The following is a 13358-nucleotide window of genomic DNA, read 5'->3' on the forward strand; positions in this document are numbered from 1 at the left end:
GTGGCGCCGGGAACACCGGCCCGACGCCGCGTCGTTGAGCGGACATGAACCGGCACTACAACGGGCTGAAGACGACGCTGCTCTTCGGCGCCATCTGGGCGATCTTTCTCGGCATGGGCGCGATCATCGGGGAAGGTCGGTTCATCTGGCTGTTCGGCCTCTTCGCGCTCGGGACGACGTTCTACAGCTACTGGAACTCCGACAAGCTCGCCATCAGGGCCATGCGGGCCCAGCCGGTGACCCGGGAGCAGCAGCCGCAGATGTACCGCATCGTCGAGGAGCTGTCCGAGCGGGCGCGCAAGCCCATGCCCCGGCTCTACGTCAGCCCGACCGCGGCGCCCAACGCCTTCGCGACCGGCCGCAACCCGGACCACGCCGCGGTCTGCTGCACCGAGGGCATCCTGCACCTGCTCGACGAGCGCGAGCTGCGCGGCGTCCTGGGGCACGAGCTCATGCACGTCTACAACCGCGACATCCTCACCAGCTCGGTCGCGGCCGGCATCGCGGGCGTCATCACCTCGGTCGCGCAGATGGCCTTCTTCTTCGGGGGCAACCGGGAGAACGGCGGCAACCCCATCGCCATGCTCGCCATGGCCCTGCTCGCGCCGCTCGCCGCCTCGGTCGTGCAGATGGCCATCAGCCGGACCCGCGAGTACGACGCCGACGAGGACGGCGCGCAGCTCACCGGTGACCCGCTCGCCCTCGCCTCGGCCCTGCGCAAGCTCGAGGCGGGCACGGCCCGCGCCCCGCTGGCCCCCGAGCGCCAGCTCGTCAACGCCAGCCACATGATGATCGCCAACCCGTTCCGCGCCAAGGACGTCACCCGGATGTTCGCGACCCACCCGCCGATGGGCCAGCGGATCGCCCGGCTGGAGCAGATGGCCCAGGGCAACCAGCCCGGCATCGAGCGCCTCTGACCGGTCGCCCCCGACGGGGGGGCCGGGCTCAGACGTGGCGTCCGCCGCGGGCTGGGCCGCCGGTCGGCTCGCCCCGGACGGCGCGGGCCGGGGGGCGGTCGCCGCGGATGCTGGCCACCATGTCGACCGCGCGCCTCGTGGCCCGCACGTCGTGCGCGCGGAAGACGCTCGTCCCGAGCCACGCCGCCACCGCGGTCGCGGCCAGGGTGCCCTCCAGCCGGTCCTGCGGCTCCAGGTCCAGGGTCTCGCCGACGAAGTCCTTGCGGGAGAGCGCCTGCAGCACCGGGTAGCCCAGGCCCGCGACGCCCGCGGTGTGGCGCAGCGTCACCAGGGAGTGCCGGGTGGTCTTGCCGAAGTCCAGCGTCGGGTCGACGAGCACCCGCTCCGGCGGGACCCCGGCCTCCACCGCGACCTGCGCGCCACGGCTGAGCACGTCGAGCACGTCCCGCACCACCGCGAGCTCGTCGGCGCCCCGGGCGTCGGCATACACCACGTCGACCGGGTCGGTCCTCGGCGGCAGCCCACCGGTGTGCGAGACGACGACCCCGGCACCCAGCTCGGCCGCCACGTGCACGAGCCCGGGGTCGTGCCCCGCCCACGTGTCGTTGACCAGGTCCACGATGCCGGCGCAGGCCCGGGCCACCTCGCTGCGCCACGTGTCGACGGAGAGCACCAGGTCGGGGTAGGCGCGCCGCGCCGCCTCGAGCACCGGCACCACCCGGTCGACCTCCTCGGCGGCGCCGACGTGCTCGCCCTCCTGCCCGGCCCGGACGCCTCCGACGTCGACGATGTCGGCGCCCTGCGCGACCGCCTCGTGGACGGCGGCCATCGCGTCCTCGAGGGCGGCGTGCCGGTTGCCCGCCCAGAAGGAGTCGCGCGTCCGGTTGACGATGGCCATGACCCCCGGGTGGCCGGCGTCGAGAGCCCGCCCGCGCAGCACGAGCGCGGGCGGGCGGGGCAGAAAGACCGGACGGACCGCGGGCGGGCTCATGCCCGCCATCGTCCCACCCGTCGGCTCACTCCCAGGCGACCCAGTCGATCGCCTCGTCGGCGACAGCCATGACCGGGTAGCTCATGCCGTCGTCGGTCGTGAGCTCCCAGGTCGGCACCTCCATGCTGCCGGACTGGGTGTAGATCGTGCCCTGGACGAGGGTGGCACCGGTGACCTCCTTGTCCTTGAGCAGCAGCGGGAGGTCCATGCCGTCGGTGACCTCGGGGCTGTCCGGGATCTGCGGCTCGACGAAGGTCAGGCCCTCCTCGCCGGGGACGGCCTCCTCGAGGTCCTCGGGGAGCTGGACGCCGTACTCCATGGAGAACTCGCGCAGCCCGTAGCGCTGCACCGCCTCCACGGGGGAGATGACGGGGTAGTCGCCGAGGGAGACCATCTCGCCCAGGCCGGCGTAGGCGTCCACGACCCCCGCCGGGCCGACGGTGACGTTGATGTGCCGCGGACCGTAGGCGCCGCCCTCGGGCGCGGCCTCGACGTAGACGGTGCTCGAGCCCTCGTCGGCGTAGTCCTGCACCTGGAAGTCGTAGCCGTCGGTCGGGACGCCGGCCAGGGTGAGGAAGTCCTGCGCCGCGCCGACGGCCTGCTCGTCGCTCGGCCGCTCGCCACCGACCTCCCGGCAGTCCTGCGCCGTCGGCAGCGGCGTGTCCGCGCCGAACGTCCCCTGCCAGAACTCCTCGAGCATCTCCCGTTCCTCCGCGTAGCCCAGCTCGAGGGTCTCCCGGCAGTCCGGGGAGGAGAAGACGTCGGTGTAGCTGACGTGCAGCCCGCCGCCCTCGGTCGAGGCCATGATCATCCGCCCGGTCTCCGCCTCCGCCACGCCGACGTTGTCCTCGGGGAGGAACTCGACGTCGCTCGGGATGGGCGCACCCTGCAGCCCCAGCGTCCTGGCCCACGCCTCGACGAAGGCCTCCGGGTCCTCGTCGCTGCGCAGCACGCGCACCGGTGCGGTGGTCCGCTCGGCAGAGAGGCCGGCGCTCGGGACGAGGCGGACCGGGCCGGGGTCGTACGGCTGGGCGGCGCCGTCGGCGACCGTGGTGCCGCCCGAGGAGAAGGACTCGCCGGAGAGCTCGGCGCTCAGGCCCGCGTCGATGCCGGCCCCGGCGGGCGCGAGCAGCGAGTCCCCGCCGGCCACGAGCAGGGTGCCGCTGCCGCGCTGGGTGCCGAGGGCATACCCTCCCGCCCCGATGGCGAGGGCGGCGATGCAGGCCGCGGCCACCCACGGGGCCCGGATCGCCGGCCCCCGGAGCAGGTCGTCGTCGACCCGGCTGGCCCGCTCGGCACCCTGGCTCGCGGGCGCCTTGTGCGCGACGAGCGAGCGCAGCCGGTGGAGGTCGGGGTGGGACCCGGTGGCCGGGTCGCTGGCCTGCAGGCGGTGCAGGGCCTCGTCACCGTGGTGCTGGACCATGAGGGTCTCCTTCGAGCGGTGGTGCCGGGTGGTGCGGTGGTGCCGGGCGGGCCCGGGATGTCAGTGGTCGTGCTCCCAGGCCTCGCGCAGCCGGGCGCGGGCGCGGGACAGGGCGGCGGCGGCGCCGCCCCGGGTGAGGCCGAGGGCCTGAGCCAGGCCCTCCCCGTCCAGCCCCTCCCAGGCGTGGAGCATGAGGATGCCCCGGTCGCGGGCGCTGAGCCGGGCCAGGGCCCGACGCACCTCGTCGTCGGCCATGACCAGGTCGGCCGGGTCGACGCTGCGCATGTGGTGGTCGGCGGCGTCCTCCTGTCCGGAGTAGTCGGACAGCAGGGTGAGGGTCGGTTTGCGGCGGTGGTTGGCCAGCACGTAGGAGGCGGTGCGGTAGAGCCACGGCAGCTCGTAGTCGGCCGGGATGCGGTCACGGCGCCGCCAGGCGGTCGCGAAGACCTCGGCGGTGAGGTCCTCGACGTCGTTGCCGGTGGCCCTCCGGACGAAGTACCGGTGGATCTGGGTCGCGTGCTGGGCGAAGAACCCGTCGAACCACGCCGTGTCCCGGGTGCCCCCGGACCCGTCCTGGTGCGGGCCGGTCCCGGCGAGGCGTAGGGCCATCGGTCCTCCTGCGGTCTCGGCCGGGCCCCGTCGACCCGTCCACCTGCACTATGTCGAAGCGGGCCGGGCTGTTGCAGGAACCGCACCGGGTCGTGCGCGCCGGCCGCGGGGCACGGCATACCCGGACCGCGGCGAGGGGAGACAGAAGGACGGGCACCGGTCTCCCGGTGCCCGTCCTCGTGGGTGGCAGGTGCAGGATTCGAACCTGCGTAGGCATACGCCGACGGATTTACAGTCCGCTTCCATTGGCCGCTCGGACAACCTGCCAGTGCGCGAAGCGCGGGTGTCATGCTAACAGTGATGCCCCGGTGCTCCGAACTCGTCCAGGAGGCGCCGGACCGCCACGACACAGGAGGTATGCCATGGCCGACTCGTCCTTCGACATCGTCAGCAAGGTCGATCACCAGGAGGTCGCCAACGCCGTCAACCAGGCGGCGAAGGAGATCTCCACCCGCTACGACTTCCGGGGCGTCGGCGCCCGGGTGGAGCTCGCCGGCGAGAGCATCTCGATGGCGGCCAACAGCGAGGAGCGGTGCAAGGCGGTCCTCGACGTGCTGCAGACCAAGCTGGTCAAGCGGGGGGTGTCGCTCAAGCATCTCGACTACACGCACGACGGCGAGCCCTACGCCTCGGGCAAGGAGTACCGCCTCGAGGCGGCGCTGAAGAGCGGCATCTCCAGCGAGAACGCCAAGAAGATCGCCAAGATCATCCGGGAGGAGGGCCCCAAGGCGGTGAAGAGCCAGATCCAGGGCGACGAGCTGCGGGTCACCTCCAAGTCGCGCGACGACCTGCAGGCGGTCCAGCGGCTGCTCAAGGAGAAGGACCTCGACGTGGCCCTGCAGTACACCAACTACCGCTGAGCCCGGGCGCTCAGCTCTCGGCCCGGCGCAGCGTGGTCCAGGCGACCAGGGCGGCGACAGCCACGAGGACGGCGCCCGCGGTACTGGTGACGCCCACGCCGGCGTCGAAGGCCGCGCGGGCCGCCTCCAGCAGGTGCGGGTCCCCGGTCCGCTCCGCCGCCGCGACCGCGCCGCCCAGGGTCTCGCGGGCGGCGGCCGCGGCGTCCTCGTCGGTGCCGGCGGGGACGCGCAGCGAGGAGCGGTAGACGGCCGTTAGCATCCCGCCCAGCACCGTGGTGCCGAGCACGGCGCCGAACTCGTAGGCGGTCTCGCTCACCGCCGAGGCGGCCCCCGCCTTGGCCGGGGAGACGGCGGTGAGGATCTGGTCGTTCGAGATGGTCTCGGCCGCTCCGATGCCCTGTCCGAGGAGGGCGAAGGCCAGCGCGATCTGGGGCACCGTGACGGTCTCGCCGCCCACGGCGAGCAGGGCGTAGGCGCTGAAGGAGAAGGTGAGCCCGCCCACCACGGCGGTGGCCGGTCGGACGTGCCGCACCAGCCGGACCACCAGGAGGCCGGAGGCCACCATGGCGACCACGCCCGGCACCAGGACGAGGGAGGCGTCGAGCGCGGGCATGCCCTCGACGAGCTGCAGGTGCTGGGTGACGAAGAAGAGGAAGCCGGTCAGCGCGACGATGCTGAGGAGGTTGACCGCCAGGGCACCCGAGAAGACGGGGACGGCGAACAGGCCGACGTTCAGCATCGGGTCGACCGCACGCCGCATCCGATGCACCAAGAGGGTGCCGGCGACGACCGCCAGCACGAGGGCGGTCACCCCGACGGCGTCGACACCGTCGACCGCCGCGTGCTTGACCGACCACGCGAGGCCGCCGAGGGCGGCCATCGACAGCGCGATCCCGACCGGGTCCACCCGGCCGGGGCCGGGTCCCGCGACTCCCGGACGAGGAAGGGGCCCAGGACGAGCAGCGGCAGCAGGATCGGCACCGCCACGAGGAAGACCGGCTCATCCCAATCGGGGGTGTAGGAGTTGGGGTCTGACGCCGCCGGTCTCGAGCAGGCTTCGGGCGATGTAGTTGGTCAGGTTGCGGAACCCGAGTGCGGAGCCGCGCAGGTGTTCGAGCCGTCCGTTGAGCGCCTCGGTCGGCGCGTTGCTGGTGCCGGGTCGTTCGAAGTAGGCGAGCACGTCAGCGGCTCGCTTCTTCAGGGTCCGGCCCAGGGTGGTGAGCTCGGTGAGCACCTTGGGGACGCCGGCGCTGAGGTCGGTGATCAGCTTCTCCATGAGCTCGCGGCCACGTTGCCGGTCCTCGTGGCGATAGGCGGCGATCATGCGCTGGTAGACACCCCAGGTCGCCTCGACCTCGACGTGAGCGTCATCAACGAACAGCGCGCGTAGCCTGTCGCTCTGCTTGTCGGTGAGCAGGTCCGCGCCGGTGTGCAGCGTGCGCCGCGACTTGTAGAGCGGGTCGTCCCTGAACCCACGGTGCCCGTGGATCGCGAGTTGGACCCGGCGCCGGCACCTGTCGAGGGCGTCACCGGCCAGGCGCACGACGTGGAAGGGATCCATCACCGTGACCGCGTCCGGGATCTCCTCTGCAGCGGCGGTCTTGAACCCGGTGAAGCCGTCCATCGCGACCACCTCGACCGCGTCACGGAAGGCGTCGTCGCGGTCGGCGAGCCAGGTCTTGAACGCCGCCTTCGACCGGCCCTCGACCATGTCCAGCAGCCTTGCTGGGCCGGCGCCATCGCGGACCGGGGTGAGGTCGATGATCACGGTGACGTACTTGTCGCCACGCCTGGTGTGGCGCCAGACGTGCTCATCGACGCCAATGACCTTCACGCCCTCAAACCGCGTGGGGTCGTTGATCAGCAGCCGCTTGCCTTCAGCCAGGACCGCGTTGTTGGCGGTGTCCCACGCGACCCCGAGTCCCTCGGCGACACGGGCGACGGTGAGGTGTGCGACCACGATCCCTTCCAGCGCCCACCGCAGCCCGGTGCGCGAGAGCTTCGCGCGTGGCTCCGCCGCGGCGCTGGTGTCTTGGCGCCACACGTGTCCGCAGTCGGCACAGCGGTAGCAGCGCACTACAACTTCCAGCACGGTCGGTCGCCAGCCCAGCGGCTCGTGGGCCAACCGCCGGATCACGGTGTCACGAGCAGCGCCTTCGCTGCCGCACCGTCGGCACCACTGATCTGGTTCCACCACGCGGCACGCGAGGACCGCACGATCCGGTTCAAGTCGTTGTCCGGTCACGCTCAGACCGAGGCCGTCGAGTCGAGCGAAGGCGGTCAGGTCAGGGCGGCCGAAGCCGGCCGGCGGGGTAGCGTCGGACACGTCGAGGTCTTTCGGATGGATGGCGTAGGAACCTCCGTCGTCGGGAGACCTCGACGTCTACCTGCGGACCGACGCGCCCGGCCGACCTACACCCTCATCTGAGAAGACCCCTGAAACGTCTTCGACGACGACAGGACCGGCGAGGAGGAGGGCGCGGTGAGCTAAAGGAATGGAGCTTGCTCGGCTTCGACGCCGCCGCAGGCTCCGGTGAAACGGTCGGTACTGGTCGGTCGTCGTCGGTCACCACCGGATGGCGGCGTCCCCCACGCTCGGCGTTTGCGCAGGTCAGCGGCTCGTTCGCCCAGTGGGCGCATCAAGCGATAGACGCAAAGCCGACGTGATGAGGTCGTCGGTTCGATTCCGACAGGCGGCTCCGGCGAACAGCCCCTGACCTGCGGAAACGCAGGGCAGGGGCGGTTCGGTTCTGGTGGTCGCGCGATGCGCTGGCCTCACGGCTCTGCCCGACACCGACGTCGCTCTCCTCTGCGACGGACCCCTCGCCGACTGAGCGCTCGCGGCCGGCATCCTGTCCGTGTGCCGATAGGCCTCGCACCGCTCGGCAACGCAGCGTGGCGTTGCGTCGCGACCTGGCGACGGCTCGGCGGGGCGCGATCGTCTCGTGCGTTGGCGGACTACGGGAGCTTGGACGCGAGGACGTCGGCCGCCAGGATCTCGGGTGCTGCGCCGAGGAGGTGCTGGTTGGCCATCAGGGCTGCGACGATCGCGCCGTTGGCGTGGGCGTCGCGAGCGGCCTCGTCGGGGAATGCATCGAAGATCCAGAAGGTGTCGGCGTGGGTCCTGACCGCGAACCAGACAATCGTTCCTACTTCTTCGTTGGCGAGCGAGACAGCGCCGGCGAGCAGATCGGCGAGCGCGTCGTGCTGTCCATCGGCCGCGACGATCTTGGCGACGAAGGCATACGGAAGTGATGCGGGTGTGGACATGAGGGGTTCTCCTAGGTGTCGAGGTTTCTTGGTGAAGCGAGTTCAGCGTATGACGAGCAAGGGCATGTGAGAAGTGGCGTATACGACAGTATTGCTATTGTTCGCGCCATGCGTATCGGACTGATCGCGATCGACGGCTGCTTCGGTTCGGCTGTCGCGTCGGTCATCGACATCGTGCGGGTGGCCGACGGAGCCCGCGGCGATGTCGACCCGCGGATCGACCCGATCGAACTCGCCATCCTCGGACCGAAACGGAGAGTGACCACGACGGCATCGATGACCCTGTCGGTGGACCACCCGCTGTCGGAGTCCGCAGAGTTCGACGTGGTCGTCGTCCCTGCGCTTGGAACCCTCACGGCCGCCGCTACCAACGACGCCCTCCAGAGCCGAGATGCTCGTTCGGTCATCGCCTCGCTCGGGCGCCTCGACGACGCGACCACCCGGATTGCCGCGGCGTGCACCGGCGTGTTCGCTGTCGCCGAGACCGGACGGATGCATCATCGGCGGGCGACGACCAGCTGGTTCCTGGGGCCGGAGTTCCTGAAGCGCTATCCGACCGTCGCCCTCGATCTCGACACCATGGTCGTGGTCGACGGGAACCTCGTCACCGCCGGCGCCGCGTTCGCCCACATCGACCTCGCGCTCTCACTCGTGCGATCGATCAGCCCCGAGCTGGCCCAACATGTCGCCAAGCTCCTCATCATCGACGAGCGTCCGTCGCAGGCGGCCTTCGTCGCCTACGAACATCTCCGGCACGAGGACCCGATCGTCGTCGAGTTCGAACGCTTCGTGCGCGCCCGCCTGGACGAACCGTTCAACGTCGCCTTCGTCGCGCAGTCGCTCGGCACCAGCCGGCGCACCCTCGAACGACGAGTCCGTGCGGCGCTCAACCTCACTCCGCTCGGCTTCGTCCAACGGCTTCGCATCGAACGAGCTCGGCACCTCTCAGCAACCACGGACCTCACCTCCGCCGAGATCGCGCTACGGGTCGGCTACGCGAACGCCGAGACTCTGCGCTCCCTCCTGCGTAGGGAGCGACGCCGTTCCTGACCTATCGCCATGCCTGTAGCCGGTGTCCTAGTGCTCGACTGGAACCACCTCTCAGCACGTCGCGTCGACGCTCCTGCGTCGCCCCTGGACGACCCACTCGACACGCCCGCAGCACAGGCCATGTGACGTGTCCCGGCTTCCCGGACGGTCGGGGTTGGGTGGCTGTGACGTCGCTGCGTTCTCGTCGAGGGGGGGTCAGCAGACTCGATCAGGGTCGATTGGGATGAGACGCGAAGGCGGTCAGGTCAGGGCGGCCGAAGCCGGCCGGCGGGGTAGCGTCGGTCACGTCGAGGTAGCGTCGGTCACGTCGAGGTCTTTAGGATGGATGGCGGAGGAACCTCCATCGTCGGGAGACCTCGACGTCTACCTGCGGACCGACGCGCCCGGCCGACCTACACCCTCATCTGGGAAGAGCCGGAAGACCGACCCCCACGCGAAGCGCGCCAGGAGGATCCCGCCCACGACCGGGCCCGGGGCGGACCCGACGGAGAAGGCGGTCGCCCAGATGGCGACGGCCAGGCGGTGCTGGGCGCGGTCGAGGAACATCGTGCGCAGCAGCGACAGCGTGGCCGGCATGAGCGTGGCGCCGAAGACGCCCAGGGCGACCCGCGCGAGGAGGAGCAGCTCGGCTGTCGGGGCGACGGCGGCCACGACCGAGACCCCGGCGAAACCGGTGGCTCCCACCAGCAGGGTGCGACGCCGACCCACCCGGTCACCCACCGTGCCCATGGTCACCAGCAGCGTCGCCAGCACGAGCGGGTAGGCGTCGATGAGCCACAGCTGCTGGGCGGCGGTGGGGGAGAGGTCCCGCGCGATCTGGGGCAGGGCGACGTTCAGCACGGTCGTGTCGATGGACACGAGGAGCACGGGCAGCATCAGCACGGCGAGGCCGGCCCAGTCGCGCCGGGACGCTCGCGGCGACGGCCGACCAGGCGGGCGTCTCCAAGGGAGGGCTGCTCTACCACTTCGGCTCCAAGGACGCGCTCGTCCAGGGCCTGGCCGACCGGTTGGAGGCCTTCGGGGCCGCGGAGGAGGAGCGGCTCTCCCGGATGCCCGACGCCCTGGAGGTGTTCCTGCGGGAGTCGGTCGCCGCGGACCAGCCGCTGGACCGCACCTACCTCGCGCTCCTCAAGCTCGGGCAGCTGGACGAGCACCAGGTGCCCCGGGACGCCCTCGTGCGGCTGGACGACCACTTCCTCGAGGCGCTCACGACGGCGCTGGGGGACGCCGACCTGGCGTTCCTCGTGCTCCGGGTCAGTGACGGCATCTACGTGCGTACCGCGCTGGGGGGGCAGCGGTGCGCTGCCCCCGGACTCGGTCGACCGCGCTCTCGCCCTGCTCGCCACCCTGCCGCGCTGAGCCGGGGTCGCCGCCGGTGCGCCGGGGTGGTGCGCCGACCGGGCCGGACGGCATACCATCTATGCTCATGGTGAGCACTGACGTGACCGACCAGTCACTCCCCACGCGGCCGCAGCGGATGGGTCGGCTGCCGTACAGCCGGGCGCACACCCGGGTGCTGCTCGGCTCCGGCACCGGCTGGGCCCTCGACGCCATGGACGTCGGGCTCATCTCCTTCGTCGGGCTGGCGATCGCCACCCAGTGGGACCTGACCCGCACCGAGCAGTCCTGGCTGCTGTCCATCGGCTTCGTCGGGATGGCGCTGGGCGCGACCGTCGGCGGGATGCTCGCCGACCGCTACGGCCGCCGGACGGTCTTTGCCCTCACCCTGCTCGTCTACGGGCTCGCCACCGGGGCGTCGGCGCTCGCGACGGGGCTCGCGGCGCTGCTGGTGCTGCGCTTCCTCGTCGGCATCGGCCTGGGCGCCGAGCTGCCGGTCGCCTCCACCCTCGTCAGCGAGCTGTCGCCGACCCGGATCCGTGGCCGCATGGTGGTCGTCCTGGAGTCGTTCTGGGCGGTGGGATGGCTCCTGGCCGCGCTCATCGGATTCTTCGTCGTGCCGCTGGGGGACGACGGCTGGCGCTGGGCCTTCGCGCTCGGTCTGGTCCCGGCGCTCTACGCCGTCGTCGTCCGGTGGGGCATGCCCGAGTCGCCGCTCTTCCTCGAGCGGCGCGGCCGGGCCGCCGAGGCCGAGGCGGTGGTGCGCTCCTTCGAAGAGTCCGCCGGGGTGGCGCACGAGGAGAGCCGGGCGCTGCCCGAGGCGCCCCCGAAGACCCCCGGCGCGCTGTGGTCGGCGGCCTACCGCGTCCGCACGGCCGGCATCTGGGTGGTGTGGTTCTGCGTCAACTTCTCCTACTACGGCGCCTTCATCTGGCTGCCCAGCCTGCTCTACGCCCAGGGCTTCGACCTGGTGCGCTCCTTCGGCTACACCCTCGTCATCACGCTGGCCCAGCTGCCGGGGTACGCCCTCGCCGCCGTCCTCGTCGAGGTGTGGGGCCGGCGGGTCACCCTCGCGACCTTCCTGCTGGGGTCGGCCGCCTCGGCCGTCTGCTTCGGCTTGGCGGGGGAGGTCTGGCAGATCATCGCCGCCGGCTGCGCCATGAGCTTCTTCAACCTCGGCGCCTGGGGCGCCCTCTACGCCATCACCCCGGAGATCTACCCCACCAGCGTCCGGGCCTCGGGCGCGGGGGCCGCGGCCGGCTTCGGGCGGATCGCCTCGATCGCCGCCCCGCTGCTCGTCCCGGTCATCCTGGGGGCCTGGGGCAACGCCGCACTGTTCGCGATCTTCGGCGCGGCCTTCGTCGTCGGGGCGGCGGCCGCATACCTCCTGCTGCCCGAGCAGGCCGGCGACGCCCTCGAGACCACCTGATCCGCACCGGACGCGTGCTCCGGCCGCACCGGACGCGTGCTCCGGCCGCACCGGACGCGTGCTCCGGTCGCACCGGACGCGTGCTCCGCCCCGCGAGGCGGCTGCGCTGCGCCAGCAAGTGCATAGGTATACTGACCTATGCATGACTACACGGTGTGGTGTGGTCGTGCCCACCGACCCCCGGGCCCTGCCTGCCGGCCCCCGCGCGACCCCTAGGATGACGAGCATGACTGAGCTGTCCACGAACCAGGCCTACATCGACCTCGAGGACCAGGTCGCGGCCCACAACTACAGCCCGCTCCCGGTGGTGGTGGGGCACGCCGAGGGCATCCACGTGACCGACGTGGAGGGCCGCACCTACATCGACGCGCTCTCCGGCTACTCGGCGCTGAACTTCGGGCACCGGCACCCGGGGCTGGTGCAGGCCGCGAAGGACCAGCTGGACCGCTCCACCCTGACCTCTCGCGCCTTCCACAACGACCAGCTCGGTCCGTTCTGCGAGGCGCTGGCGCGGCTCGTGGGCAAGGACATGATCCTGCCGATGAACACCGGCGCCGAGGCCGTCGAGACGGCCCTCAAGATCGCCCGCAAGTGGGCCTACCAGGTCAAGGGCGTGCCGGAGGGGCAGGCCGAGATCATCGTCATGGACGGCAACTTCCACGGCCGCACGACGACCATCATCTCCTTCTCCGACGACCCGGAGGCGCACGACCACTACGGCCCCTACACCCCCGGCTTCGTCGCGGTGCCCTACGGCGACCTCGCCGCCGTCGAGGCGGCCATCACCGACAACACCGCCGCGGTGCTCGTCGAGCCGATCCAGGGCGAGCAGGGCGTCATGATCCCCGCGGAGGGCTACCTGCCCGGCCTGCGCGAGCTGTGCACCCGCACCAACGTCCTCATGATCGCCGACGAGATCCAGTCCGGCCTCGGCCGCACCGGCACCTCGCTGGCCTGCGAGTACGAGGGTGTCGAGGCCGACATGTACACCCTCGGCAAGGCCCTCGGTGGCGGCATCGTCCCGGTCTCCGCCGTCGCGGCCGACGCCGAGGTGATGAACGTCATCACGCCGGGCACCCACGGCTCCACCTTCGGCGGCAACCCGCTGGCGGCCGCGGTCGGCAAGGCGGTCGTCGACCTGCTCGCCACCGGGGAGCACCAGGCGCACGCCAAGGAGCTCGAGAGCGTCTTCGCCGAGGAGCTGGGTCAGCTGGTCGGCCAGGGCGCCGAGCGCGTGCGCGTGCGCGGCCTGTGGGCCGGCATCGACATCGACCCCGAGCTCATGACCGGCAAGGAGGCGTGCAAGGCGCTGGCCAAGAAGGGCGTCCTCGCCAAGGACACCCACGGCTCGACCATCCGCCTCGCCCCGCCGCTGACGATCACCGAGGACGAGCTGCGCCAGATCACCGACGCGTTGGCTGCCGTGCTCGCCGAGGCCCGCGGCTGAGCCTCTCCCTCCCTGGCGGGCTCC

The 13358-nt window shown here is 71.6% G+C and carries 12 protein-coding genes, 1 tRNA gene and 1 pseudogene; 6 read left to right on the forward strand and 8 right to left on the reverse strand.

Annotation, left to right across the window (positions count from 1 at the left end; genetic code table 11):
• Nucleotides 1-44: 44 nt before the first annotated feature.
• A complete protein-coding gene (gene htpX / locus AVL62_RS05090; protein ID WP_058890584.1) occupies nucleotides 45-917 on the forward strand; it encodes a zinc metalloprotease HtpX in 873 nt (290 codons plus the stop codon).
• Nucleotides 918-945: 28 nt separating this feature from the next.
• Here htpX and folP read toward each other — a convergent pair whose 3' ends face one another.
• From folP to AVL62_RS05110, 4 genes are all read right to left on the reverse strand, one after another.
• Entirely contained in the window at nucleotides 946-1917 is a 972-nt protein-coding gene (gene folP, locus AVL62_RS05095) for a dihydropteroate synthase (RefSeq protein ID WP_419177483.1), read from the reverse strand.
• A gap of 16 nt (nucleotides 1918-1933) precedes the next feature.
• Complete coding sequence (locus AVL62_RS05100; protein WP_058890586.1) at nucleotides 1934-3331, reverse strand: hypothetical protein; 1398 nt, start codon at nucleotides 3329-3331, stop codon at nucleotides 1934-1936.
• A gap of 60 nt (nucleotides 3332-3391) precedes the next feature.
• On the reverse strand, nucleotides 3392-3940 hold the full coding sequence (locus AVL62_RS05105) for an RNA polymerase sigma factor (RefSeq protein WP_058890587.1): 549 nt from the start codon (nucleotides 3938-3940) through the stop codon (nucleotides 3392-3394).
• A 184-nt stretch (nucleotides 3941-4124) separates the two neighbouring features.
• Nucleotides 4125-4207, reverse strand: a tRNA-Tyr gene (locus AVL62_RS05110).
• Nucleotides 4208-4302: 95 nt separating this feature from the next.
• Between AVL62_RS05110 and AVL62_RS05115 the strand changes: the two genes are divergently transcribed.
• Nucleotides 4303-4800 (forward strand): YajQ family cyclic di-GMP-binding protein, encoded by a 498-nt coding sequence (locus AVL62_RS05115; RefSeq protein WP_058890588.1) that lies wholly within the window; start codon nucleotides 4303-4305, stop codon nucleotides 4798-4800.
• A 10-nt stretch (nucleotides 4801-4810) separates the two neighbouring features.
• Here AVL62_RS05115 and AVL62_RS05120 read toward each other — a convergent pair whose 3' ends face one another.
• The 3 genes from AVL62_RS05120 to AVL62_RS05130 form a co-directional block, all read right to left on the reverse strand.
• Nucleotides 4811-5707: an MFS transporter gene (locus AVL62_RS05120; protein WP_058890589.1), complete on the reverse strand. Its 897-nt coding sequence runs from the start codon at nucleotides 5705-5707 to the stop codon at nucleotides 4811-4813.
• 93 nt (nucleotides 5708-5800) lie between these two features.
• Nucleotides 5801-7126 carry an ISL3-like element ISPfr2 family transposase gene (locus AVL62_RS05125; RefSeq protein ID WP_058890590.1) on the reverse strand — a complete coding sequence of 442 codons (1326 nt, stop codon included), beginning with the start codon at nucleotides 7124-7126 and terminating at the stop codon, nucleotides 5801-5803.
• A 632-nt stretch (nucleotides 7127-7758) separates the two neighbouring features.
• Nucleotides 7759-8070, reverse strand: coding sequence for a putative quinol monooxygenase (locus tag AVL62_RS05130; RefSeq protein WP_058890591.1), 312 nt, complete (start codon nucleotides 8068-8070; stop codon nucleotides 7759-7761).
• Between the two features lie 108 nt (nucleotides 8071-8178).
• On the opposite strand from AVL62_RS05130, the gene AVL62_RS05135 reads away from it, so the two are divergent.
• Entirely contained in the window at nucleotides 8179-9120 is a 942-nt protein-coding gene (locus AVL62_RS05135; protein WP_058890592.1) for a GlxA family transcriptional regulator, read from the forward strand.
• A 417-nt stretch (nucleotides 9121-9537) separates the two neighbouring features.
• Here AVL62_RS05135 and AVL62_RS05140 read toward each other — a convergent pair.
• Nucleotides 9538-10035: pseudogene (locus AVL62_RS05140) on the reverse strand (MFS transporter); the annotation flags it as partial.
• Between the two features lie 92 nt (nucleotides 10036-10127).
• On the opposite strand from AVL62_RS05140, the gene AVL62_RS05145 reads away from it, so the two are divergent.
• The 3 genes from AVL62_RS05145 to rocD all read left to right on the forward strand — a co-directional run bounded on the left by AVL62_RS05145 (nucleotide 10128) and on the right by rocD (nucleotide 13334).
• Nucleotides 10128-10553 (forward strand): hypothetical protein, encoded by a 426-nt coding sequence (locus AVL62_RS05145; protein ID WP_058890594.1) that lies wholly within the window; start codon nucleotides 10128-10130, stop codon nucleotides 10551-10553.
• On the forward strand, nucleotides 10547-11887 hold the full coding sequence (locus AVL62_RS05150; RefSeq protein ID WP_058890667.1) for an MFS transporter: 1341 nt from the start codon (nucleotides 10547-10549) through the stop codon (nucleotides 11885-11887). Before AVL62_RS05145 ends, AVL62_RS05150 begins: the two co-directional genes overlap by 7 nt.
• A gap of 226 nt (nucleotides 11888-12113) precedes the next feature.
• Nucleotides 12114-13334, forward strand: coding sequence for an ornithine--oxo-acid transaminase (gene rocD, locus AVL62_RS05155; RefSeq protein WP_083518709.1), 1221 nt, complete (start codon nucleotides 12114-12116; stop codon nucleotides 13332-13334).
• Nucleotides 13335-13358: the final 24 nt, after the last annotated feature.

Source organism: Serinicoccus chungangensis, assembly GCF_001483745.1.
In the GTDB taxonomy this organism is placed as follows: domain Bacteria; phylum Actinomycetota; class Actinomycetes; order Actinomycetales; family Dermatophilaceae; genus Ornithinicoccus; species Ornithinicoccus chungangensis_A.